The sequence below is a fragment of the Streptomyces sp. JL2001 genome (genome assembly GCF_050917515.1).
Taxonomy (GTDB): Bacteria; Actinomycetota; Actinomycetes; order Streptomycetales; family Streptomycetaceae; genus Streptomyces.
Window position 1 is genome coordinate 5,472,569 of record NZ_CP169421.1, and the last position, 25,041, is coordinate 5,497,609.

Here is a 25,041-nt window from a genome sequence, read left to right on the forward strand (position 1 = left end):
CGGTCCATGCCCCGCCGCCACCTCCACGTGACCGGCGCAGCCGAGGCTCCGCTGCGGGCCGCCCTGCGCGCACTGCGTACCGAGCTCGCGATCCCCGACGCCTTCCCGCCCGCCGTCCTCGCCGAGGCGGACGCCGCGGCCAAAGCCCCCCGCCTCCCCGGGCACGACGCGACGGACATCCCCTTCTTCACGATCGACCCGCCCACCTCCACCGACCTCGACCAGGCCATGCACCTGGCCCGGCGCGCCGACGGCGGCTACCGCGTCCACTACGCCATCGCCGACGTCGCCGCCTTCGTCACGCCCGGCTCCGCCCTCGACACCGAGGCCCACCGCAGGCGCCTCACCCTCTACTTCCCCGACGGCAAGGTGCCCCTGCACCCGCCGGTGCTCTCCCAAGGCGCGGCCAGCCTGCTGCCCGGCGAACCCCGGCCCGCGCTGCTGTGGCGGATCGACCTCGACGCCGAGGGCCGCCGCGTCGCCACCGACCTGCGCCGCGCCCTCGTGCGCAGCCGCGCCAAGCTCGACTACGCGGGCGTCCAGCGCCGCATCGACGACGGCACGGCCGAGGAGCCGCTGGCCCTCCTGAGGGACGTCGGCCGGCTCCGCGAGGCGCTCGAATCCGAGCGCGGCGGGATCTCCCTCAACGTCCCCGAGCAGGAGATCGTCGAGCAGGACCGCACCTACTCCCTCGCCTACCGGGCGCCGCTCCCCGCCGACGGCTGGAACGCGCAGATCTCCCTCCTGACCGGCATGGCCGCGGCCGACCTCATGACGGCGGCGGGCACCGGGATCCTGCGCACGCTCCCCACCGCCCCCGACGGCGCCGTCGCCCGGCTGCGCCTCTCCGCGCAGGCCCTCGGGGTCGACTGGCCGCACCACGTCTCGTACGCGGACGTCGTCCGCTCCGCCGACCCCTCCGACCCCCGCCACGCCGCCTTCCTGCAGGACTGCACCAGCCTGCTGCGGGGGGCCGGCTACACCGTGTTCACCGACGGCAACGTGCCCACGCCCGCGGTCCACGCGGCGGTGGCCGACGAGTACACCCACTGCACCGCCCCGTTGCGCCGGCTGGTCGACCGGTACGCGGGCGAGCTCTGTGTGGCGGCCGTGGCGGGGGAGGAGCCGCCGGAGTGGGTACGGGCCGCCCTGCCGGCGCTTCCCGACGAGATGGCGGCCGGCTCGCGGCTCGCCAACACCGTCGAGCGCGAGTCGGTCGACATCGTCGAGGCCGCCCTGCTGCGGGAGCGGGTCGGCGAGATCTTCGACGCGTACGTCATCGACGTGAAGGACCGCGAGCCGGCCGTCGGGACCGTGCATCTGGAGGATCCTGCGGTGGTGGCCCGGGTCGAGGGCGGTGACTCCCGGCTCCCGCTGGGGGAATGGCTGAGGGTCAGGCTGACGCAGGCGGACCCGGGAGCGGCGAAGGTGCGGTTCGCGCCGGCGTAGCCCCCGCCCGCCCGGCCGGAACCCGGTCGGCGGCCTCCTCCGCGGGCGCCGGAGTGTCCTCGTCCGGAGCCGTCGGGGCGTCCCGTGCCTCGGCGAGCGCGCCCGCGAGGGCCCGGGCGAGCGCGCGGGCGTCGTCGGCGTGGCAGCGCACGATCCGCACGGGACGGGGCCTGCCGAGGAGCCGGGGCGCGTCGACCGGCTCCCTCAGTTCGACGGTGAGGGAGGTCTGCGAGCCGACGGCGAGGTCGAGTTCGCCCTCGGCCTTCTCGTGCGAGAACCGCAGCTCGTGCCGGACGGCGGCGATCCGCTCCAGCGGGACGAGGAGGTCGACGTGTGCGGCCTGGCGCAGCCGCAGGCCGTCGGGGCCGAGGACGTGCGGCCGGGTCACGGACGCGGCGTGCAGCCCGAGCACGAACAGCACGGTGTAGACGTCGAGGACGAGGACGACGGCGTGGACGACCGGCAGGCCGGCGAGCAGGTACGACATGCCGACCGTCTCGACGAGGCAGACGAACGCGAAGCCGTACATGAGGGCCGCCTGGTCACGGGCGTGCGGGAAGGGCGTGTCGCCCGCGCGGACGCCGACGCGGCGGCGCGCGACCCACAGGCCGAGGCTCGCCAGCAGCCGCAGCTCGTGACCGGCCAGCCGGAGCACCGGCTCGGGCACGAGCTCGGTGAGCGCGTCCCGGCGCGCCACCCCGCGCCGGCGCAGCCGGACGAAGACCCAGGCCCCGGCGGCGAGCAGGAGCAGGGTGGCGGCCTCCGCGGCCAGGACGGCCTGCTCGGGTATCCGCACCCCCGCGACGAGGCAGACCGCGAGGACGAGTTCCGCCGGCAGGACGGCGTACCCCGCCCCCCGCAGCAGGCGGATGCCCGGGCCCCGCCGCCGGGGCACGGCGCTCTTCCCACGGTCGGTGCCGCGGCGACCGTACGGCGCGGGGCTCACGCCGCACGCTCCCGGACCAGTCGCAGCGCATGGCGGACGGCGGCGGTCTGCGCGGCGGAGAAGACGCCGAAGAAGGCGTCGGTGACCCGGCCCTCGGGCAGGCCCTCGTCGCCGAGCTGCGCCACGACCGCGTCCGGCAGGCAGGCCGCGAGCGCCTGCCCGGCGTCCGCCACCCGGGGATCCCCGGGGTCCGCCCCGGCGAGCGCGTCGAGCCGGGCGTACACGTCGTGCAGGCGTTCCCGCGCGCCCGGCGCCTCCGCCATCTCCCGCATCGCCCCGATCAGCCGGGCCCGCTCGTCATCGGGGGTCACGGTGTCGAGCAGCCCCAGCATCTCCCGGTCCATGGCGGCGGTGGGGGACGCGGGGACCTCGCCGATGCCCGCGAACAGTCCGGTGAGCTCCGCCGAGAACGGCCCCTCGGCGTTCAGCCGCCCCGCCCGGGCCTCGTCGAGCAGCCCGGCGAGCCGCGCCCGCCGTTCCCGGATCACCGCCTCCTGCCGCCCGAGATCGGCGTCGAGCTCCTCCAGCACCTCCACCAGCTCGCGTCCGGCGTCGTCGGCGAGCACGTCCCCGACCTCGTCGAGCCCGAGTCCCAGTTCGGCCAGCCGGCGGATCCGGGCGAGCAGGACGGCGTCCCGGATGTCGTACTCCCGGTACCCGTTGGCCCGCCGTACGGGCTCGGGCAGCAGCCCGAGCCGGTGGTAGTGCCGCACGGCCCGCGGGGTGACCCCGACGAGCGCGGCGATCTCGCCGATTCGCATGAGCCCAGTACAAACCCTGACGCTGCGACAAGGTCAAGCGGACCGCGACCGGGGCTCGCCCGTCACGGCGCCGGCCCCGCACGGGAGGCGGAGGCGTCCGGCCCCCGCCGCCCGGGCGGGTAGCATGGGCGGCACGGCAGACGAGCCGGGCGGGCGGCCGCGTGGGGATCCTCGGATCCTCCCGAGGAACGTCCGGGCTCCACAGGGCAGGGTGGTGGCTAACGGCCACCCGGGGTGACCCGCGGGACAGTGCCACAGAAAACAGACCGCCGGGGACCTCGGTCCCCGGTAAGGGTGAAACGGTGGTGTAAGAGACCACCAGCGCCTGAGGTGACTCAGGCGGCTAGGTAAACCCCACCCGGAGCAAGGTCAAGAGGGGTCGCCTGGTGACAGGCGGCCCTGCGCGGACGTTCGAGGGCTGCTCGCCCGAGTCCGCGGGTAGACCGCACGAGGCCGGCGGCAACGCCGGCCCTAGATGGATGGCCGTCACCCCGACGACCGCGAGGTCCCGGGGGACAGAACCCGGCGTACAGCCCGGCTCGTCTGCCGCCAAGGGCCCATGACCAGGGAACATACTGGTCATGGCCCTTTCTTGCCGAGTCGCGAGCTTGGTCGAACCCCGGTCCGTACCGGCTCAAACCGGACCTCACGGCTAGGAGCGTAGCCACGAAGGTAGCCATTGCGGGCACTCGTCCTGATCACTGGGTTGCGGTGATTCTCCGCGCCTTGTAGCCCGGCCAAGTGTCAAATCCATGAGATTTCCGCTGCTGCTCGCCGCTCAGGATGGCAGACGACGCAGGAACGGGCTCGGGGTGCCGTGCCAGAAGATGTCGAGGCTGTCGCGTGCCCGGGTCACCGCCACGAACAGCAGGGATCGTGCTCGCTGGAGTTCCTTCCGGTAGCGGGCTGGGTCCAGCTGACGCAATCGGTTGACCTGTTCGCGGGGGACCAGACCGTCGCTGACGCCGGCGATGATCATGCGCTGGTACTCCAACCCTTTGAACCGGAACATGGTTCCGATGTGGACTCCGGGCTCGCCCCGGGCGCCGTCGGCGCCGATCTCCAAGGCCCGGATGCCGTGTTCCCCGAGTGTGTGTCCCAGCTCACTCGCCATCACATTGGTGGGAACGCAGATGGCGATCTGCTCGTGTGCGATCCGCTCTTCCGGCTGGGCGTCCCAGGCCAGGATGTGTGCGGCGATCGAGTCACGTTCCGTCTGCCAGTCCGTGCACGGGTGCATGCCGGGTGCGCTGCCGCTGAGCACGGAACGGTATCCGGCGAGGGTCTCCGAGTTCCCGTCGAGGTCGTCGTACGTCTCCTCGCCCAGCATCTCCAGCGCGGAGCGCAGGATCTGCCGTGTTGTGCGATAGCTGAGACTGAGCTTTGCGGACCGGCCCCGGATGTTGATACCGAGACTGCCCAGCGTCACCTGGTTCTTGTAGATGCGCTGGTGGGTGTCGCCCACCAGAAACAGGTCGTCCGAGTCGCGGGCCGTCATGGCGCGCAGCATCTTCCAGTGAGCGGGGCCCAGGTCCTGAGCCTCGTCGACCACGATGTGCCGGTACCGGTAGCGGAGCCAACCACGCGAGCCGTCCTGGAGGTGGATGTTGTCCAGGCCGCCCGCTTCCTCCCGCTGCCGTTCGATGGCGCGGATGCGCTGCTCGCGCCCTATTTCCAGACGGGCGGCCCGTTCGGCGACCTGGTCCCACGTCTGACGCCCGAGCCGGTCCAGACGCTGCGTGAAGCGTTCGGCGAGCTGCCAGATGGCGGCCCGTTCAGCCCGGCCGATGTTCTTGCCGCGTCCTGCCCGGCGAGCCCGGAAGTAGTCGGTGCGGGTGCCGACGGCCTGTCCGAGGATCACCTGCGTCCACTCGTCGTGCAGGAACTCCGCGTCCCAGCCGCTCTCGCCGAGTTCGTCGAGCATCGCACGCCATTCCCGGACGGCCTGGCTGTCGTCGATGGTCTGCTTGCGGCTGCCGGGCTCGGCTTCCCTCACGACGCGTAGCGCGAGCTGGTCGACGTGGCTCACCTCCACCCGCGACAGCAACTGCTCACCGCCCAGTTCCAGGAGGCGGGAGCGCAGGTCGGCAGCGAGATTCTTGTTGTAGGTGGTCAACAGCACCGGCTTGCTGTGACCGGACGGCAGCTGGGACACGAGGTGGCGGACGCGGTGCAGGGCGACGATGGTCTTCCCGGTGCCTGGGCCGCCACCGACCCGTGCGGGACCGGAGTAGCGGCGCTCGACCAGCTTGGACTGAGCAGGGTGGAGGAAGACCTTCCAACGACCGAAGTCCCCTGCCTCCAAGGCCTCGCGCAGCGCGTCGTCGGACGTGGTGACAACGGTGGCCGGCCGTTCGGCTGCCGTCTGGAAGTCCTCGGTGTCGACAGGCTCCGGAGCGGCGACGGGGGCGGTGACCTCGTCCAGTACCTCTTCGAAGGGCTTTCCGTCGTAGAGCGCGAGCAGGACTTCGCCGGTGAGCTGCGGAGCGTACTCGATCAGGCCGAGGAGCTGTTCATCGGTGGTGAGTGAGCGGATGACCGGAACCAAGGGCTCGGCCACGCCCAGTTCGATCAGCTGCCCGTCGGTCCAGGCGGCGAACAGCGGCTCAGGAGCAGGCGGTTGGGCTTCGGCGGGCGGAACCGGGGCGGACGGGGCGGCGGGCGACGGCTCCTGCGGCGGGATGCGCCGCAGCACGCTGTCCTCCACCACCTGGAGGTCGACGTACTCGATACCACCGGTGACGGTGTTGATTCCGTACGCCAGCCGGTCGTAGACCTCCTTGCGGTGCTTGACCGAGACGATGAGCCAGTCGTCCTCGGCCAGACGGAGCAGCAGGGCGCGGTACTCGTCGTTGATCCGAGCGGACCAGATGCGGCTGTCGCCCTTGAGCTGCTTCAGCTTGAGCCCCGGTGTCCGCGGGTTCTCCTTGAACTTGTGCTGGAAGTCGAACAGCGCGCCCTTGACCGTGCGCGGGAGCCGGAGGATCTCCTTGTCAGCCTTGTCGAGCAGGCGCAGCGTCACGCCCCCGGTCCTCGTCATGCCAACTCCCCGTTTTCGTTATCGTTCTTGTCGTTCTTGCAGTTCCTGGCTGTGCCGACCTCCGGCCGCCCGGCCTCCCTTTGGCTGCCGTCGCTTGTCCGCGTGGCAGCGTCCCCGAGGCGTCCGGCGATCTCCTCCGCGGTCCATTCGCCCGCCGGACGTACGTCCCAATGGGCGGCGGCGAAGGCACGGTCACGGTCCTGTGCCTCGTGATCCGGCTCGTCGGGCGTCCCTTGCGGCGCCAGCACCACGCCGAGCCGGGCGTCCGGCCAGGCCAGTTCGGCCTGCCAGCCGTGTTCGTCGAGTTCGAAGCCGTCCTCAGGCGCGGGAACGCCCAGGTCCGCGAGCGCGTGAGCCAGTTCGGCCAGGCCGGCTTCGTCGGGGTCCACGTACTCCAGTACCGCGTCCCAGGCGCCGTCCCGCCGGGGCCGGGTGCCGGACGGCGGTTCATCGGTCGTTCGCGCCGGTACCGCGGGCAGTCCGGCGGTCATGGCAACCGGTGGCAGGCTGTCCGGGGCCCACTGAGGCTCGCCGGCGACCACTGGCGTGACCCGCGTCGAGGACAGCCACCCCTGGCCGCCGGTCACGGTCAGTACGTCGGCGGTGAAGCCGTGGAGCAGCGTGGTGGTGAGCTGGGCGCTGTCGCCCCCGCCGTGCTCCAGGAACTGCAGCACGTTGCTCCAGTACAGCCAGGCCTGCCAACGCCTTCTGTGGGTCTTTTCCTCCGTGAGGGCTTGGGCGCTGTCGTCGAGGAGTGTCAGCCCCGTCCAGGTCGGGGGCCGGTGCCGCACGTCGGCGACCAGGACGAGGCGGCATCCGGACCTGTCCGTCGCCGCGAGGACGCGCACAGGCCCCTTCGGCTCGTCCACGACCTCGTCGTGCAATGCCGCCTCGACGGCTCGGCCGACCGCTTCCGCCGCGACCGGTGCGTCCCGCAGGCCGGGCGCGCCGATGAGCCCGGCCACGGTGGCTTCGGCGCGATGATGCCACCGTCGCGCGTCAGGGTCACGGAGGTAGGCCAGCAGCAGCTCGGCCGGGTTGACCCAGACGGTTTCCGACAGCTCTCCGGGCAGCCCACCCCGCGTCTGGGCGTAGTAGGAGCGCGCCCGGTCCTGCGCGGTGCGGTCGTACGGCATCCACACCGGATCGACGGGGGCGACTCCGGCATAGCCGGTGTCGCGGACGCGGAGCCGCCACTCCTTGACGTCGTAGTACGTCAGTTGGAACACCCTCAGCCCGTCGGCCCGCAGCCGTGCCCGTTTCGTTGCGTCGTCCGCGAGACGGTTGTGCTCGGGGCTCGCGTGATACCGGTATCCGTCCAGATAGACGGGGAGCCGTGGTCCGGGAGCGTCGAGCCGCTCGAAGAGCACGTCGGGCCGGGTGCCGTCCAGGACGCGCTGCTGCGAGACCCGCCAGCTCACGGTGGCTCCGTCGCCGGTCGTCAGCCGCAGATCCAGTGCCCGGGTGCCCGCCGGGGTGGTGTACGTGTTCGCCGCCGCACGGGACTCCGGCTGCTTGGCCCACTCCTCCAGCGTGTCGACGAACATGACCTCCAGGTCGCTCTCCGCCTGCTGTTCCAGCGGGATCTGGCGGGTCGTCGAGACCGGTGAGGTCCGCCAGCGCTCGCCGTCGGCGCCCAGCAGTTCGTCCAGCATGGACTGGACTTCGCGGCGGGAGACCCGGTCGTAGTCCGACGGGGGCACCCTGCGCAGGAGGCACTGGTGGCAGCCATCCAACTCCTTCTGCTGGCACCGGCAGTTCTCGATGACCTCGCGTGCCTTCAGCAGCACCTCGCGGAACCCGGCCGCGGATGCCAGCCTGTGCAGATAGCCGGTGCCGCCGGGCAGCCGGTCGTAGACGACCAGGAAGCGCCGCGGGAAGTCGGAGCCGAGTTGGTCCGGACTGTCCGGCATCGAGGCTGCGGCGATCTCGATGTGGTCGGGGTCGCCGCCGTAGCGCGCCGCGATACCGGCGAACAGCGCCGCGGTGAATGAGGCGAGCCGTTCCCGGGCCCGCGTGACGGAGGCGGGCAGCAGAATGCGTACGGCTTCCGTGGTCAACTCGTGGGCCAGCAGCAGCGGTACGTCCTGACCCGTCTCTCGCCTCTCGCCGTGCCCGGAGCCCTGAGTGCGTCGCCGGGGGCACCACAGCAGATGATGGGCGCTCCCCTTCGTGGCAGCGGCCCCCGACTCGGTCAGCGCGTGCTGCGACTGGTCCACGACCGGTCGGCCGTCCGCCGTCGCGCCGCCGCAACTCGTGCATACGTAGAACGGGTTGATCCGGACGTCCTCGCCCGCCAGCGGAACCGTGGAGCTGCCGTCCTGCCGGTCGAGCCCCAGGTTCAGCGTTCTGATGACGGCCCGGCGGGAGAAGTCCACGCCGAAGGTCGCCGTGTCGTGCCGCCAGGAACCGGTCGCCAGGTGCGCGGGGTCGATGTCCACGGTGGTGATGACCGCGTACTGTCGGCGGGCGCGCTCGTCGCGGTCGTCGCGCACCCGTGCGTCGTCCCGCTTGTCGCGTGCCACGACCCGACGCGGCTTGAGCACGTACTGGACACACCCCGCGTCCGCGATCTCACGTCCGTCACAGCGCGGACAGGGCGAGGTGTCGGTCTGGGCGTCGCGTGTGCGCGCGTAGCCGCAGGCCGGGCACAGTCGCCACACCGACCAGGCCCGCCGTTCCGGGCTGCCGATGTCGAGGGCGCGTACCACGTGCTTGTAGCCGTTGACGTAGAAGCTGTTGCCCGGGGCGAGTTCGGTCAGGGCGATCTTGCTGGAGCGCTCGTAGTCGCGGGTCTCGCTGCGGTAGACGCGAGGCGTACCGGCGGGGGTGCGGTGTTCCTTCGGCGCGTCGGTCCCGCCGGGCGTCTGGGCGGTTTCGTCGGTGTCCGAGGGGACCTCGGACCAGTACAGCGTGGCCTCCAGCTGCGTCGTGGTGTCGGCCAGGCTGTAGTTCGGCAGGAGACCCAGCTCGACGAGCGTGCCGTGCGCGCTGGTGCGGCTCAGGTCCCGCAACAGATCGCCGGTGCTGCGGCGCTCGGCGAGCAGCTCCCGCCGTTCGCGGTCCTGGACCTCGTCCGTGCGGGCCAAGGAGTCGACAGCCTCGTCGATGGCGGCGATCCTGCGCCGCAGTTCTTCCCGCCGTCCCGTCCAGTCCTCCTCCGCCTCCTGGAGCGCGCGCACGATGCCGCCGTTCGCGTACTCCTGGAGCGCGTCGGCGGCGTGCGCGGACACCCCGGCGTCGTCACCGTCCCGCGCGGGAGAGTCACCTGGGCCTTGCACGGGGGACCCACCCTCAGGGAACAGGGCCAGGAACTGCTCGACGAGTGTCGCCCCATGCGTCTGTGCGGCATCCGCGAGGTCCTGGCACCAACCCGTCGTTCCGAAGAGCGCGGACGCCAGCCGGGGCACCGGCTGCAACTGCTCGCCGTCCGCGGTCCTGAGCCCGCCCCGCGCGGCGAGATCCAGGAGCCACGCGGTGTACTGGCGGCGCAGGATCTCCACCGCCGACAGATAGCAGCCCGGCGGCACGATGTCGCCCGCGATCATCTCTCGAGGCTGGTCCAGGTAGTACAGGTCCCGAGCCCTGCGTCCACCGAACGCGACGACCAGCGCGTTGCCCGTCTTACGTCCCGCGCGGCCCGACTGCTGTACGTAGTTCGCGGGCCCCTTCGGCAGCGAGCCGATCAGGACGGCCGACAGGTCGCCGATGTCGATGCCGAGTTCGAGCGTGGGTGTGCAGGACAGGACGTTCGGGTCGGTGTAGTGCGTGCCGGCGCGGAAGGTCCGCTCGACCCGCTCGCGCTGCGCACGGGTCAGCATGCCGGTGTGCTCGGCCGTCACGACACGGAAGGTGCCACCGGTCAGGTAGAGCCGCCGGTAGTAGTCGTTCGTGTAGTCCCGCTCCTGCAGAGCACTGAAGCCCGCCCCGGTGACGCCTCCGCTGCCGCCGCCCGGTTCGGACGGTGCAGAGAGGCGCATCCCTGGTTGCGGCGGTGTCAGGTACCCCTTGCACCGGTAGCGCGGGCACGGATGGCCGTACCAGCGAGTACGCCGCTCCGGGGGCACGACCTGTTGCCAGCCGCAGTCCTCGCACGCCACGAACGCCTTGTTGACAATTGAGTCGTCCAGCAGCCGAACCTGGATGTGGCCCGGCTGGAGACCGTAGACGCGCGTGGTGCGGTCCTTCGTGGTGCGCACGCTGAGCACGTGCTCGTCGGCCAGGGCGGGCAGCAGCCGGCGGAGGTACTCGGTGGCCCCGGCGGCGTCCAGCCCCAGACAGCGGCGGGTCCAGTCCTGGAACCAGGCCTGCCGACCGGTGACCACGTCGAACTCTGTCCTGTCCTTCTGGCCGTCCAACAGAAATCTCGGCGGGGCGACCCCTTCAGGGAACGCGGGCATGCCGTCCGGTCGCCGCCCACTGATGAGGAACCGGTCGGCTCCGGCCTCCCGCATCCACTGTTCCAGCCACCGGTGCCGGACCGCGCCGCGCAGCCGCAGCCGCTCCAGAAGGCCACGCACATAAGCGAGATACCGCTCGGGTGTCGGGAGTCCGCCTGTCATCACCATCTGGCCCGGCAGCGCGAGGTGCAGATCACGGGCGAGGTCGGTGACCCGCTCAGGGTTCTCGACGACGACCTCGGCGGCGGCCGTCCGCGTGAGCTCCAGGGTGCGACCGAGCCGTGACCGCAGCCCGAACTCCATGACCGTGGCGAACGCCAGCCGTTCACCGATCAGCCGCCAGGTACGGGCGTCTCCGGTACCGCGCCCCGACAACACCCGGTCGACACCCGGCTCGTCGTGCAGATCCGGCGGTACGACGGCGGCCAGCGCCTCGGGGTCGTCCACCGAATCGAGTACGTTGCCGATCAGGTCGTTGAGCGCCGTCGCCGCGCCCGAGTCGTCGAGGTTGTGCGCGAGCAGCGACCTCAACGAGAACTTGTACGAGGCGTTGGCGACGTACCCGGCGCGGTGCGCGGCGTCCTGCGTCGAGTCGTTGAACAGCAGCGTCTTGCGTTCCTCCGGGACCAGCGCGATGTCCCCACCCGTGAAGAGCTGGGTGACCGTGGCCGAGGCGAGCGCCGCCTGTGCCGTACCGAGGAACCGGATGCTGTTGTCGGTGTTGCACGCCGGACAGCGGTCGTCCCTGGCTGCCTTGTCGGCGGTCTTCTTGTCGAGCAGCGCGAGCGCGAACCAGGCGTCCACCAGGTCCCCGTCGTCTCCCGCAGTCGGTAGCCGGTAGGTGCCCTGCGCCCCGTCGAGTACCACCACGGAGAGTGGATCGACGCCGCTGCCCGCGGGCAGTCGCCCGGCCAGCGCGTCGAGTGCCTGGCGCCGCTCCGGCTCGGTCGCGGAGATGAAGTAGCGGATGCGGCGCTTGTCACGGCCGACGCCGGCCCGCCAGATCCGGTCCTGTGCCATGACGAGCTGCTGCGGATCGGCCTCCGGGGACAGCGCTGCCCAGCCGGATCGCCCGCACGCGCGACAGTAGACGGCGGGCAGGTGCACCTGCGCGGGCCGCACCGCCGTATCCGTGCCTGCCAGGGGCTGCGGCCGGTTCGCCCCGCCCGAGAACCCGTTGTCCGAGGAGGTCCCGTCTTCGTCCTCCGAGGGGGGAGCCGCGGCCAGGGCAGCGCGCCGGGCCTGCGCGCGGTCGTCCTCGTACCAGCGGAATTCTGGTGTCCGGCCTACCCCGCGCAGCACACGCGTCACCGGCCGCACCCAGAGGTGGGCCTCCACGTGCAGCAGCGGACGCGGACGCCGTTCGTCGGAGTCGGGGTCCCGGGCGGCGGACAGCAGGGCCACGAAACGGGACAGGGCTTGCAGCACCAGCTGCGGATTCTCCCGGGCGGTGCGCCCCCAGGCGTATCCGAAGCGCGCGAGCCGGTCCCGTAGCCCCCACTCGTCCAGCGGCTCCCCGTCGAGCAGCGCGAGCACGCCTTGCGTGAAGTCGTGCCGCTTCAGCAGACGGCCGATACGGAACGCGTCGAGGCCCTGCCGCCCCAGCATGCGGGCGGCGAGCCCGTCCAGGTCCAGCAGGTCCGGCTTCGCCTCCACGCCTGCGCCGCCCGACACCGCGATGACCTCCTGCGGAGTGGGCGGCTCGGGAAGCGCGTAGTCGACCTCGCCGGTGAACTCCTCGGCGGTCATCCGCTCCTCGCCGATGACCGCGTCCGCCGTGAACGGCATGCCGAACACCTGCGCCGCTACGTCCAGGATGCCCCCGGCCGGCGTGCCCGCCCTCCCCGCGCCGAGCGTCGCGGAGGTAGCCACGGGGCAGATCCGCCCCAGCGGACGGTCCGGCCGCGTCGCGCCGACCGCCGTCGCCAGCCGGCGCAGCAGCATGGCCACGTCGGTGCCCTGCGCGCCGTCGTAGGTGTGGAACTCGTCCAGCACTACGTACGCGACGTCTGCGCCTTCCCACAGGGCCCGGTCCTCGCCGCGCTGCAGGAGCAGGTCCAGCATCTTGTAGTTGGTGATCAGCACGTCCGGCGGGGAGACACGCATTTCCTCGCGCCGGGTCAGGACCCGCCGGAAGTCGGTGTCCGGCCGGTCGCCGATGTACAGACCCGCGGTCACCTGGGCGAGGTCGGTCGCGGTCAGGTAGTCGCTGATGCGGCCCGCCTGGTCGGTGGCCAGCGCGTTCATCGGATACAGGAGTACGGCCTTCACACCGCGCCGCCCGAGAGCCTGCTGCCGTCGGCAATGGTCGAGCACCGGTACCAGGAACGACTCCGTCTTGCCGGAACCCGTGCCGGTCGTCACGAGCGTCGGCTCGGCTTCCCTGCCGCCCAGTGTGCTGAGCCGCTGCCATGCCCTGGCTTGGTGCCGCCAGGGTGTGAACTCGGGCCGCCACTCCAGATGCCGTTCCCACCCGTCGTCCGCCTTGTGGAACGGCGTCCTGATCCGCAGATACGGGCCCCGAAAGATCCCCGACTCCGGGTCCCCCAGAAACCGCTCCAGCGCCCGCCGGGTGTCGTCGTCGGCCAACGCGTAGGTCGTCGTGAGGTACTGCGTCAGACTGCCCCGCAGCTGCGCGGCGGCCAGAGTGGGTTTCACGACGCTCCCCTTCGTCTGTGGATCCCGAGACGCTTGCGTGGCAGCGGTCGCCTCGTGTGGTGCGGATCAACCGTATAGCGCAGGTCGGACACTGTGTGAGGGGACGGGTACACCCGCGGTCCGGGTGATGCGGCGCAGACCCGCTGTCGCATCGGACGTGCCCAGCCGCGAACCGGTGGCTGATTGGCGCCCTTTCCGGCCCCGGCCAATGGTTTCACCCTGAAGGAAAACAAGGAAACACCGTGCACGGGCAGCGCCGAGGGGGGACGCCATGTCCGTACCGCTGTACGTTCCCGTCCTGCCGACCCGGCCGCACGCCACGGCCGCCTACCGTGAGCTGACGCCGGACGTACAGCGCCGGGTCGCTCCCCTGTGGACACTGCCTCCCCGCCCCGGCATGCTGCCGAAGCCGCTGGCCGAACGGATCGGCAAGGACGCCGACGGCGTCGCCGCCGCACAGCGCCACGGATCCGCGTGGTTGGACGCGCCGTTCGCCGACGCCACCGAAGCCGCGGTCCTGGCCGAGGCTCTCACCCTCGACTGGTGGGACCACCGCAACCTGCGGCCCGTAACCGGACCCGGACGCCCCGTCGCGCAGCAGTCACTCGCCCTCGCCGTGGCTCGGCGACGCGAGGACGTACTCGGTATCCGCGTGCGTCTCCCCGGCGAGTGGAACGACGGCACAGCCTCGGGCGTCAGCGAGTTGCTGGACCGGCTTCCCGCGAACCACCCGGCCGCCCTCTTCCTCGACCTCTGCACGGTCCTGCCCGACCGCTCCGAAGCCGCCAAGGAGACGCTGCGCGCCCTGGACGCCCTGATCCCGCTCATCTCGTGGCGCACCGTGACCGTGGTGGCGGACGGCTTCCCCGAACCGCCGGCCGACTTCCGGGAAGGCGCCCCGTACGAGGCCCCGCGCACGGACTGGGAAACCTGGCACGAAATCCAGCACGGCGAACGCCTGTACCTCCCGCGACTCCGCTACGGCGACTACGGAATCCACCCCGCCACGTACGTCACCCAGACCCCGCCCGCGCACGGCGGAGGCCCGCCGTGGGGCATCCTCCGCTACACCACCGCCCGTTCCTACCACCTGTCCAAGGTGCCGCACGGCAGGCAGTACGACGACGCCAACCGAGAGGCCGTGCGCTGTCTCACCAGGCTCGCGGACTTCCGGGGCGCGGAGGCGGGAACAGGAGAGAGGTGGTTGCGCGACCGGACCGAAGGCTCAGTCAGCATCGGTAACCACTCGACGTGGAACAAGGTGGGCGACATCCAGCACATGAAGTTCGTGGTGCGGAGCCTTGGCCTGTGAGCGTTCCCGAGCCGAGTGGAGCCGAGCCGAGGCCAGTCGGACCGGCTCGAGACTGCCAAGCTTTATGCCTCGGGGAACGCCTGCTGACCGGGCATGGGTGCGTAACGACGCTGCCTGCGCAAGCGGTTGGCGAGCGCCTTGTCGTACCCCTGAGCGTGGTTGCGCTTGTGCCGCTCCTTGACCGTCTCGCGCAGCGGGCCCGTGGCCCTCTCGACGGCGAGGACTACAGACATCTTGTCCTCCTCGGCCCGTTGCGCACCGATTGCCGCGAGTTCCTCAATCGTTGTGCCGACGGTGCCCACCAATCCATTCTTGATGAGCGTGGTGAACTCGGTGTTCGTCAGATACCGGTCGATCTGGGGGTACCCGAGCAGCCGTCCGCCATTGGGGCCCCGCGTGACGTCGTCTTCCAGTAGAAGCCGCACGTACGGTACGGGCAAATACATGCCGGGCGAGGGGCCTGGATCGATGGTTTCCGTCAGGGGCCAGTAGGAGAGCTTCACAAAGCATGGATCAGGGCCGAGCCGCCATTCGTGGGGAAGGCCCGCTGGGCGGCTGAGGGCGGCCACGCGCTCCAGTCGGTCCAGCTGACTCAGCAGTTTCTTGTCAACGCGAATCCAGCGATTTCCGGCCTCGTGCGGCAGGCGCTTGTACTGCACCAGCACGAAGCTTTGTGTCGGCTCATGGTAGGAAATCAGGTCGGTGCCGAGGCGGGTTTCGACCGGTGATGCGTTGACGTTCGCGATTTCGATTCGGCGGCCGAGGTGTTCGAAGACTTGGATATCGCATCGGAAGGCAGATCCGAGAGAGCCGCCGACATACGGAGGCCCCATGGCCTGGAAGACGTCGTCTCCGTCGAAGAAGTGATGCATGTCGTAGTCGAGTAGCGACGGTTCGTAGGGTTCGGCGATCAAACCAGCCAGAGCTGGCGCGTGGCGATCGGCCGGACGGCGCCAAGCGGCAAGCCGAGCAGGCGGAATCCCCACGGTTGCCATTGCCAGCCGGGCAGCTTCGAGTTGCTCCTGCCAAGAGGCGTCCTCGGCCCGACTCAGCGGATCGAGGCGTTCTGGCTCGGCGGCCTCACCCAGAAAGTCGAGCAGCTGGCGCAGCATCTCATGGTGCTGGGCGAGGGCCGAAAGGAGAGCTTCGGACGCGACGGCGTCGAGGATGGTGAATTCCCTGTCCGAAGCAGCAACGATCACGTTGCGGACATCAAGGGGCAATTTCGCTTCGATGGCCTGTAACGAGACCGAGATGGGGCACTCTCGTAGCAGTTCCACGTTGACCCGGGAGTCGACTGCGGCCACCTTCTCTCCGCGTGGCTGTCGTACGACCCCCAGCCAAACCAGCGGAGCCCGCCCGGCCACGGACGACCGTCTGACGAGCAGAGTGATCTGCGGCTCAGAACCATTCGGCAAGGACTCGGCAGCGACAGTCTTGGTGAAGGACCGCTTCAGCCGTAAGTCCATGTCAATACGGTCAAGTTCCTTCTCGCTGAGCGCTATGACGTAAACCATGCACGGAGAGTACGCGAGTCATCGCGGCTTCCCGAGGGCGGGCAAGCTGCTGGTGAGGGGGACAGCCCGTCTCCGCCCACACGGTCTTCCCGGGGCCCATCGCCCGGGGCTCGATGCCCCACCGGTCGGCCAGAGCGGCTACGAGCATCAGCCCACGACCGGTCTCGGCGTCACCGGGAGCCTCCCGCGGGGAGAGCGGCGGCACGCGCTCCGCACGCGTGTCGGAGACCTCCACGCGCAGCGCCTCGCTGGTAATGACGAGTCGCACCTCGAAGTCGCGCCCCTGTACGTGCCCGTGGCGTACGGCGTTGGCGGCCAGCTCTGCCGTGATGAGGGTCAGCGTCTCGTTGGCGGTGGACGTATGAGGGTGGCCCCACGCGTCGAGCCGGTCGGCGACCAATCGGCGGGCGAGGCGGGCGCCGCGCGGAGTGGAGCTGAAGCGCATCGTGAACTCGACGGTCGTGGCCCCCACTTCTGCCGAGTCACGTGTTGCGGCCACCGACATGATGGTGGGCGAGTGCTTCCTGTTCATGGCGCCTACGCTGCCGGGCGCACACGGATGTGCCCAGGGCCGACGCGCACACAGCGAGCCACCGTAGGCGACGGTGTGTGGCGTGTAGGCGGCGGTGTGCGGCAGTTCCCTGGATCTACTCCCCGTACTCCCGCAGCAGCTTGTTGAGGTTGCGGATCTTGTCCACGTCCTCCTTCGGTAGGGGATCGCTGCTGTTGAAGTGCATGACGTTGTTGCGGATCCTGCGGATCTCCTCAAGCCGGTCGATGAACACCTTGCGGTCAAGCGGCCATCCCAGTTGCTGCCACAGGTCGGGGTTCTCCAGTACGCGCTTGTAGTCGCCGACGCTCATGTCGCCGAAGGAGGTGATGCGTTCTCCCTTCGGGTCGCAGAGTCTTGTGACCTCGGGCAGGGTGAAGGCGTCCGCGATGACCTGCCGCAACCTGCGGTCCATCTCACCGATCAGGAGGAAGTGTCCGGCCAGTTCGCCGTAGGCCTTGGCCACGTCGGCGGCGGTGACGATGCCGGCGATGGCGTTCCGCTGGTCACGGACGAGGACGAAGTCGTGTTCGGCCAGTGTGGGAAGGACATCGATCAGGTCGTGGTCGTAACGTACGTCCCGGGCGTCCACGATGGCCTGGGAGAGATGGGCGCCGGGGTCGGCGTGCCGGGCACGCGCTATCGACTTCCACGAGACGGATCCCCGCAGGTTGTGCGGACCGGCTAGGACGGGGAGCTGCGAGAAGTCGTGGAGCACCATCAGCGTGATGACCTCCTCGAAGGTGGCGGTCAGCTTCACGCTGACGACACCGCCGAGGGCGGAGGGCAGGGTGCCTACGGTGAGCCCGGTCTCGCGTGACTCCTGTTCTTCGGACGTGCCGACCGACGCTGTGAGGGGCGCTGAAGACCCGGCGAGAGGAATGTCCTCGGCACCCTCTTCCGCAGCCTTGACCAGCTGGACCGTGGCGGTCAGGGGGACCTTGTCGAACTCGGGCGAGGTGATGAGGCTGTGGTTGGCGAGGTCGGCCTCGATCTGTTCATTGACCAGTCCCCGGCCGGTCGCACCCCACCAGCCCAGCAGCTCCTGCACGGTGAGGGTGAACGGGCTGCCTGCCTCGGCCGACTCTCGTGCGTTCTTCAGCCGGGCATGGCGTTCACCGGGGGACAGCGACGTCTGTCGCTCCTCCTCAGGTTCCGTGGGCTCGGCTTCCTCCGCGGCCCGGTCCAGCAGCTCCTGGCGCAACTGCGTCAGGAATCTGCCGTCGTCCACCTGCCAAGCCTCCCATCCGTCGAACGTCCCGTACCCGACAGCGGCCGTGGCCGCCTTGGAGGGCGAGCGGAACTCCTCGCCGTCCGCCAGCCGGATCCATCCCCGGGGCGTGACCGTGGCGTCGTGCGACTCGCCCATCCGGGGGCGTACGAACCTCAGCTGCTCGCCTTCTGTGAGCAGCCCGGCACTGAGGAGGTCGGTGAGTGTCACCCGTCGTCCGTCCAGGAGGTAGCGGGCGCGGGACTGCGTCTCTGCGGGGCCGACGGTGGAATCAGTCATGTCACCTGCGTCTTTGTCGGTGGGGGAGGGGCGCAATTGTCTGTTTCAGAGGTGGCGCCCGATGTGGGCGATGCGGATGGCCTTCTCGTCGTGAACGAGCCGGAAGTAGATGCGGCCGGCGCCTCGGTTGAGGTTTCCGTGCAATTGGAAACACTCGTCCTTGCCGTTGTCCTCCCACATCCGGTCCTTGCGGGCGTTCTCGTGCTCGCCTCTGATGTTCGGGGCCTCCCAGTGCGGCCCGGTGGGGGAAGCCGGGTCCCACTGGGCCGCGGTGGCCTCAAGCTGTCGCAGCAATTGGCGGGCTCCCTTGAACCACCGCGGGTCGAGGTTTTCCAGATCGTCCTTCACCCGGTCGAGAAATTGGAGGTGGGGGAAGAAGTCCGCTCGTCCCGCCCAGAGTTCGGCTCCGCTGGAGACGCGGTCCAGTCCCTCCCTGAGGATCCACTCCTCGTGTTTGGCGAGGTGTGCCTTCCGGGAGGTGTGCCGGACCTGGTCCCTGTACTCGTCGGCGACGACGTCTCCGGGCTCGGGGCCCTCGGACAGCTCCTCGATGTCCAGATCCAGCCAGGCGGTGTCCCACTCCGGGGCCAGCGGGAGACTGAGGGCGAGTCCGTCCGCCATCAAGGCCGCGCGAAGTCCATGGACGTCGACTCCCTTGAAGCGGTGCCATATGTCGTCCCGCTCCTCCATCGCCGCCGCGTGCAGAGCCGCTGTGAAGGTGACACAGCGGTCGCGCATTCGCTGGAAGTAGAGAGCTTCTTCCTTGTTGCGGGCGTCATTGCGCCACTGCGCGTAGTAATAACCTTGTGCGAGTTCCGTTTCGTCGAACGGATTCTGCGTAGCGAGGCTGATGCCGCGCAGACGCTGTAACCGCCTCAGCACGCCCACGAAGGTGCGCATGCCCTCCGAGACTTCGTCCGCTCCGCAATCGGACGCACAGGACTGTTCGTTGAGAAACACGTGCAGCGGCACGCCCCACCCCATTCTCGTTCCGCACCGATCACCCCGACCCCCCGGGGCGCTTCAATGACTCCGTGCTGCAGCTCAGTCGAGCAGTTGGTCGAGGGAGTTCTCCCACTCGTCGAAGAAGCCCTCGGGCCACTCGGAGAGCCGCCCGTCCGGCCCGATGACCGGGCTGACGACCTCCGAGGTCTGATCCTTTCGACGGAAGTAGTGCACGGCGGTCGCGTCGGCGCTCAGCAGCTCCTGCTTGACCCGTAGCCGCAGGCCGTTGAGTACGTGGTCGCTGTGCGTCTCCATTACGATCTGTGCCCCGCTCGCCGCCGCCGCGCTCGCCAGGTACGCCATCCAGGTCTGGCCCTGCGGATGCAGGTGCGCCTCCGGGTTCTCCAGCAGGATCAGCGTCCCAGGCTTGGCCGACAGGCAGGCCACGACGATCGGCAGGACGTACGTGAGTCCGAAGCCGACGTTGGTGGGGCGGTAGCGGTTGGACTGGGAGACTCCGGAGCCGAAGCGGTAACTGAGCCGGACCGTGTCGGTTCCGTCGATGCCGGCCGCTTCCAGGCTCACCCCGGGGCAGAGCTTCTGCATCCAGGCTTCTGTCTGACCGAGCAGAGTGGCGGACGCCGCGTCGGGGACCAGGAGCGCGGGGGCCTCGACCGGATCGTCCTGGTGGGCACGCAGGTAGTTCACGGTGTGCTCACCATGCGCGCCGAGGAAACCGCGCGTGGACACGGCGTGGTGCGAGCGCGGGTAGCTGACCTGTGGTGAAACGCGGTCGGCCTTCAGGTACTGGAAGCCCGGCCCGAACAGGGTCGGAAGCAGACCGGCATGATCCCGGCCGTCCCTGTCCCCGCCCTTGTCCGACAGCAGCTTCAGATGGTCGGCTTCCCGCTCGTAGAGGGCGCTCCACTCGATGGAAGCTCCGTCGCCGCGCACCCCGAGCGTGATGTGCGGACCTGTCTCGTCGTACGACTCGTGTCGTACGTCCTGTCCGATGCCGAGCTGGACCAACTCCTCGTTGAGGAGCAGCCCGGCCTCGCCGCCGCCGACCGGCGCAAGGTCACCGGACTCGTACGACTGCCGCAGCAGTGCCAGGGACTGGAGTACAGAACTCTTTCCGGAGGAGTTGAGTCCGGTGAGCAGGGTGAACGGGGCCAGACAAAGTTCCTGGTGGGCGAACGCCTTGAAGTTGGTGAGAGTGAGCGACTCAAGCATTCGTGGACTCCAACACCTCGCGGAACAGGTCCTTCATGGACTGGAAGCGGTAATTGACCTTGTCGGCGTCGCCGGTGCCGGAGGAGATGGCATCGTAGAAGGCCGGGTCGTCCATCAGCTTCTTGAATCTCTCCTCCACGAGGCGCGCCCGCCGGCAAAGGGTCTTGATCTCTTCCGGGGTGCACTCGGCCAGGGTGACGGCCTGTACTTCGAAGAGAGCCTTGTTGATGGGGTAGCGGCGTGCTGATCCAGCGAACTGCTTACGAAATGCGTGCTCCCCAAAAACGCGGGCGCTGGCGAGCATAGTGCGGTAGAAGCGTCTCTCCAGATCGAGCAGCTCCGACGGCGTGAGAGTGTTGACATGGCGCATGGCCTCACGCAGGAAACCGTCGAAGTCCTGGGTTACGTACCGCTCCGGTGGCGTCATCCAGAACGCCAGGAATCGCAGGCACAGTTCGCGCTCTGCCATGCGGCTGGGAGAGACGCTGCGTGCCGTCGCATACAGGAAGAACAGGCTTTCCGAGAGCCTGGCGAGCAGATCCCGTGCTGGCCCTGGAATGAGCGCGTGCCGAAGCTCCTGCTGGGAGAGAGGCAACCCCCCGGTGTTGATCCGCGTGAAGATGTTGAACCGGGCCTCTTCGGGCGTGCCTTTGCGGATCAGCAGCAAGGACAGCTCGGTCTCCAGGACACGGGTCTGCATGCGCCCGGGCAGGTCCTCGAACCTCTTGCCGTTGTATTCGAGGTACTCCAGGTTCCTCAGCACCAGAGGGTCCAACCCGGCGGCCTCGGGCTTGACGAACCGGACGATGGTGGTGAGCCGCTGCACCCCGTCCACGACGGTCCAGGAGTCGTCGGCCTCCTCCGCCACATAGATCGTGGGCAGCGCGATGCGTAGAAGAAGGGACTCGATCAGTCTGCTCTGGGCCGTCTCGTTCCAGATGCCGGAGCGCCGCTGGAAGTCGGGTTGTAGATCGATGAGCCCTCGTTTGAGGCGCTGAAGCATCAGGTCGATTGTCGTCGCGCGCGGATAGACGTCGATCAGCTCCGGATCGAATGGCGCCCGGTGGCTCGGACCGAGGTCCTCCGCCTCGATTCCGGCACTGAGTCCGGTGTCGGTCAGCTCGACGAGCGGTTCGTCGTTCCGCGGTGTCGAGGACGCGGCGGACGCGGGGTCCGGTGAGGACTGTTCCGGCTCCGGCACGGGAGCGCTGCCGACCAAGATGTGCCCCTCCGCAAACGTGCATGCCACCCATGAATCGAACGTGTCCGTACAGTAGCTGATCGGCTACGGTCAGCGCCCTGCGTTCCACCGCAGTCCCCGGCCGAACTCAGCGGCCGATACCGCCATGGTGGGAGCAGGTTCCGCGGCCGGTGGAGCCGGAGACCCAGCCGTCGCGGCAAACGGTCCCGGGAAGCGCGGCCGTGGGCGTCGGAACTGCGAGGGTAGGCGGTGGAGCTGATGTGGCGGGCAGTGGCGGCAAGGTGTTGACGGCGGTCCAGCAGTTTCCCCGGTCACCGATCCAATAGGCCTGGGGTGCGGTGTCCGGGCAATCCCCGTACGGAGTGCCGGCCGGTACGAGGCCCTGTTCCACGAAGAGGTCCACCGTCGTGTCCAGAGCACTTGCGGGGGCTTTCGTCGGAACGACCTCACGCTTCACCTCGACGAGGCGGACGGCCAGCCCGCGGCCGTCGGTCGGCAGTACCCCGTAGGCCGTCCTCGACATGGTCGCCGAGGCGCTCACGTGGCCGAAGTAGGTGTACTCAGTGGCAAGCGAGTGCTGCTCGGAGTCGAGGAACTCGACGGTGACGTAGTAGTTGGCTTCGCCCGTGCCGGTGTTCTTCACCGTGATGTCCACGGCGCTCATTCCCGAGTCCTCGTCCGAGCACCGCACGTCGCCCAGCTCGACCTGACGTACGGGCCCGGAAGCGCGCGTGGGAGTAGCTGAGACGTCGGACGCGACGGGCGGACAGAAGTCGCTCTGCGCCTGGCCGGTGCGCGGCTGAGCCGAGCAGCCGGTGGCGAGAAGCAACGCGACTACCGCGACGACCGACAACCTCATGCTCTCCACTGGCGATCCCCCATCGCTGTCCGGCCGCCCCGGACGACGCTTGCGTAAGTCGGCGCCAGGGCGCGGATCTCCATGTCTCTGTCTGCCTAGACGTGTTCTCGTCCGTGCGGATTTGCCCCGAGCGTGTCACCGTCGCTGGGCAGACGGCGCCGGATTGGGTACGCGGCGGTTGAACACCCACACACCCTGTGACTGAGTCGCCCCCATGACCCGTCCAGCGACCCGCAGCCACGGATTCGCCTTCTGGAAGGGCGCGAAGTTGTCGTTCGAGATGATGACTCCGCTGACCTCCTCGGCGATGCTGATCACCAGGGCGTCGCCCCGTCCCTCGGTCCCGGCCGGAGGCTGTACGACGGTGCCGTCGGCGATGGCTGCCTCCACGAGGGGCCTCTCCTCGGCGGATACGTCGTGGCGCAGGGTGGCGTCGACCACCACGTGGATGTCGCGATCGGGGTGCTTGAACCGCAGCGATCGGACAGCGGCCTGCAATGCCGCGAAGCTCGGCTTTCCGCCCGCTGCACGCGGCGGGCGTCCGTTCCAGGCGAGGTTGGATCCGTCGATTACGAGCGGCGGCGCGGCCGTGTTCGCGCCGGCGGACTGGGGCGCGGAGCGAGGCGGGGCGGGCTTGGGCGCCCCGTTGCTGCCCTGGCCTTGGGGCCGGACCTGCTGGGGATGGGTTGGGGTGGTCGCGGGCCGGGTGGTCGGGGCGAGTGCGAGCAGCCGGTGGAGCTCCTTCTTCACCTCCGGCAGGACGTTCCCGTCCCCGAATACATTCACCTCGCCGTCGAGGACGACCTCGCCGGTCTTCTGCAGGGTCGCCCGGACGGTCAGCAGGCCTTCCTTGCTGTAGGTGTACTCCAGGTCGAAGACACCGTCCTCGGCTGTGCAGTGTCGGGGGTAGGTCAGAACAAGGTCGGTCAGTTTGACGTTGTCCGGATGGCCGACCTCGCGGTCCGGGTCTCCCTCCCACACCTCGACGGTCAGTTGGGAGACGTTGTCCTTCGTCGGCTCGTACGACTTCACGCGCTGCTGCGGAAGGCGCTGGTTGCGGTCGATGAGGGCGCTGAACTTCCTTCTGCCCTCACGGTCCTTGGTGATCGTGCCCAGGGCGTGCGTGTTGACCACCCGGATGATGCTCTTCAGCTCGCCGTCCATGGCGGCGGCGCTGATCGCCGCTCCCTCAGCGACCGCGGTCATCGGGTCGCACAGGGAGGTGTCCACAAGTTCGCAGTCGAGTGCCTCCGAGACCGCGGCGCGCACTGCCGGGATCTGGCTGCTGCCGCCGATCATCAGTACCGCGGTGAGGTCCTGCGGGTCGATCCGAGCCTGCTCCAGGCATTCCTCAACCGGATCGAGGGCCCGGTTGATGAGGTCCTGGATGGTCTCGGAGAACTCGTCCTGCCCGATCTCGACGGTGACGTCGTCGGGCGTTTGGATGCGGACCGATTCCTGGTGGGAGAGGAGGATTTTGGCCCGCTCGATCTCCAGGGCGAACATCCGCTTCTCGGAATCGCTCCAACGCCCGCGGGCGGGCGCCTGGTCGAGAACCATGCGGCGGAGCCGGGCGTCGATCTCCAGGCCGCCGAGGCGGTTGACGCCCCGGCTCGCCTTCTCGTCGAAGAACCCGTCGTCGTGAAGGAGGAGAGTGGCGTCCATCGTGCCGCCACCCCAGTCGAAGACCAGGAACTCGCCGTCGATCTCCATCTCGTGCGCGTATGCGATCGCCGCCGCCGTCGGCTCGTTCAGCAGGGTGCGGACCGTGATGCCCGCGGCACGGGCGGCCTCGCGGGTCCGGAAACGGGCCGCGCCGGTCGCGTTGGCGGGCACAGTGATGACTGCCTCGCGGATCTCGGTAGCGGCCTCCTCCTCCGCCGCCCCCGCGATGGCGTGGAAGACCCCGGCGGCAGCGGTGGTCGCGGCGAAGCGTTCACCGCCCAGTTTGACGAACGGCTCCTCGCGCAGCACCCGCTTGCACGCCTCTACGGCCCGCTCGGAACGGAGTTTCGCCTCCCAGCCGAACAGGGTGCCCGGCCGCAGGGAACTCGTGCCGACGACTGACGGGTAGAGCAGCTCGAACCCCTCGCGCCTCCAGTTCGCGTCCAGGCCCTGCCCGCCGATCTCCAGCAACTCGACGTATTCGCCGTTCCACTGGGCGGCGACCGAGTTGGTGGTCCCGAAGTCGATTCCGGCAGCCGTCATGCTTCCTCCCCCGCCCTCACACCCGCGGGCCCGGCGATGCGCCGGAGCTGCCCTGCGAGAATGACCTTTCCCGTCAACTCATCCACGTACGCCGGACTCAGCAGTTCGAAGGCGTCTCCCTCGCCCTCCGTCACCACGAACCGGTCGCTCTCCTCGGGCTCTGTCACCCGCAGCAGTCGTAGTTCCCGCAGGTGCGCCGCCATCGCCCCCTCGACGGTCTCGCGGCTGTCTCCCGCCCGGGACCAGAGCAGCGCGTCGATCTCGGCGAGACGACCGGCGAACTGGGCGCGGGTACGGAACTCGTCCAGGACCGCCCTGCGCACCGCAGCGGTGAGCGCGCCGGCCGGGGGCACCTCGTCGGCCCCGGCGGCCTCCAGCGCCTCCGGCACGCGGGCCGCCACCCCTTTGATGACTGTCATCGCGTCGATCGGATCAGGACCAGGAGGGGCTTC

At 69.6% G+C, this 25,041-nt stretch carries 15 protein-coding genes and 1 other RNA gene; 3 read left to right on the forward strand and 13 right to left on the reverse strand.

Going from position 1 to position 25,041, the window contains the following annotated elements:
* Positions 1–6 precede the first annotated feature (6 nt).
* Positions 7–1,449 carry an RNB domain-containing ribonuclease gene (locus ACE1OA_RS24450; protein ID WP_432753384.1) on the forward strand — a complete coding sequence of 481 codons (1,443 nt, stop codon included), beginning with the start codon at positions 7–9 and terminating at the stop codon, positions 1,447–1,449.
* Here ACE1OA_RS24450 and ACE1OA_RS24455 read toward each other — a convergent pair.
* Together ACE1OA_RS24455 and ACE1OA_RS24460 are read right to left on the reverse strand one after the other, a co-directional pair.
* Positions 1,394–2,395, reverse strand: coding sequence for a hypothetical protein (locus ACE1OA_RS24455; RefSeq protein ID WP_432753385.1), 1,002 nt, complete (start codon positions 2,393–2,395; stop codon positions 1,394–1,396). The two genes, ACE1OA_RS24450 and ACE1OA_RS24455, sit on opposite strands and share 56 nt — an antisense overlap.
* On the reverse strand, positions 2,392–3,156 hold the full coding sequence (locus ACE1OA_RS24460) for a MerR family transcriptional regulator (protein WP_432753386.1): 765 nt from the start codon (positions 3,154–3,156) through the stop codon (positions 2,392–2,394). The genes ACE1OA_RS24455 and ACE1OA_RS24460 overlap by 4 nt, the downstream gene beginning before the upstream one ends.
* A gap of 141 nt (positions 3,157–3,297) precedes the next feature.
* On the opposite strand from ACE1OA_RS24460, the gene rnpB reads away from it, so the two are divergent.
* An RNA gene (rnpB, locus tag ACE1OA_RS24465) (RNase P RNA component class A) lies at positions 3,298–3,702 on the forward strand.
* A 232-nt stretch (positions 3,703–3,934) separates the two neighbouring features.
* On the opposite strand, the gene ACE1OA_RS24470 is transcribed toward rnpB, so the two are convergent.
* Both ACE1OA_RS24470 and ACE1OA_RS24475 read right to left on the reverse strand, forming a co-directional pair.
* Complete coding sequence (locus tag ACE1OA_RS24470; protein WP_432753387.1) at positions 3,935–6,196, reverse strand: UvrD-helicase domain-containing protein; 2,262 nt, start codon at positions 6,194–6,196, stop codon at positions 3,935–3,937.
* Positions 6,193–13,254: a DEAD/DEAH box helicase gene (locus ACE1OA_RS24475; RefSeq protein WP_432753388.1), complete on the reverse strand. Its 7,062-nt coding sequence runs from the start codon at positions 13,252–13,254 to the stop codon at positions 6,193–6,195. Before ACE1OA_RS24475 ends, ACE1OA_RS24470 begins: the two co-directional genes overlap by 4 nt.
* Before the next feature lie 271 nt (positions 13,255–13,525).
* Here ACE1OA_RS24475 and ACE1OA_RS24480 point away from each other — a divergent pair, with 271 nt between their 5' ends.
* A complete protein-coding gene (locus ACE1OA_RS24480; protein ID WP_432753389.1) occupies positions 13,526–14,566 on the forward strand; it encodes a beta family protein in 1,041 nt (346 codons plus the stop codon).
* Between the two features lie 62 nt (positions 14,567–14,628).
* On the opposite strand, the gene ACE1OA_RS24485 is transcribed toward ACE1OA_RS24480, so the two are convergent.
* From ACE1OA_RS24485 to ACE1OA_RS24525, 9 genes are all read right to left on the reverse strand, one after another.
* Positions 14,629–16,083, reverse strand: a complete 1,455-nt coding sequence (locus ACE1OA_RS24485; protein ID WP_432753390.1) for a hypothetical protein — start codon at positions 16,081–16,083, stop codon at positions 14,629–14,631.
* Positions 16,046–16,615 (reverse strand): ATP-binding protein, encoded by a 570-nt coding sequence (locus ACE1OA_RS24490; RefSeq protein WP_432753391.1) that lies wholly within the window; start codon positions 16,613–16,615, stop codon positions 16,046–16,048. Before ACE1OA_RS24490 ends, ACE1OA_RS24485 begins: the two co-directional genes overlap by 38 nt.
* A gap of 115 nt (positions 16,616–16,730) precedes the next feature.
* Positions 16,731–18,143, reverse strand: coding sequence for a CBS domain-containing protein (locus tag ACE1OA_RS24495; protein WP_432753392.1), 1,413 nt, complete (start codon positions 18,141–18,143; stop codon positions 16,731–16,733).
* A gap of 45 nt (positions 18,144–18,188) precedes the next feature.
* Positions 18,189–19,115 carry a hypothetical protein gene (locus tag ACE1OA_RS24500; protein ID WP_432753393.1) on the reverse strand — a complete coding sequence of 309 codons (927 nt, stop codon included), beginning with the start codon at positions 19,113–19,115 and terminating at the stop codon, positions 18,189–18,191.
* A gap of 72 nt (positions 19,116–19,187) precedes the next feature.
* Positions 19,188–20,321: an AAA family ATPase gene (locus ACE1OA_RS24505; protein ID WP_432753394.1), complete on the reverse strand. Its 1,134-nt coding sequence runs from the start codon at positions 20,319–20,321 to the stop codon at positions 19,188–19,190.
* Positions 20,314–21,540: a DUF262 domain-containing protein gene (locus ACE1OA_RS24510; protein WP_284434267.1), complete on the reverse strand. Its 1,227-nt coding sequence runs from the start codon at positions 21,538–21,540 to the stop codon at positions 20,314–20,316. Before ACE1OA_RS24510 ends, ACE1OA_RS24505 begins: the two co-directional genes overlap by 8 nt.
* A 109-nt stretch (positions 21,541–21,649) precedes the next feature.
* Positions 21,650–22,375 carry a hypothetical protein gene (locus ACE1OA_RS24515; protein WP_432753395.1) on the reverse strand — a complete coding sequence of 242 codons (726 nt, stop codon included), beginning with the start codon at positions 22,373–22,375 and terminating at the stop codon, positions 21,650–21,652.
* Between the two features lie 141 nt (positions 22,376–22,516).
* Positions 22,517–24,589 carry an Hsp70 family protein gene (locus tag ACE1OA_RS24520; protein ID WP_432753396.1) on the reverse strand — a complete coding sequence of 691 codons (2,073 nt, stop codon included), beginning with the start codon at positions 24,587–24,589 and terminating at the stop codon, positions 22,517–22,519.
* Positions 24,586–25,008 (reverse strand): hypothetical protein, encoded by a 423-nt coding sequence (locus tag ACE1OA_RS24525; RefSeq protein WP_432753397.1) that lies wholly within the window; start codon positions 25,006–25,008, stop codon positions 24,586–24,588. The genes ACE1OA_RS24520 and ACE1OA_RS24525 overlap by 4 nt, the downstream gene beginning before the upstream one ends.
* Positions 25,009–25,041 lie beyond the last annotated feature (33 nt).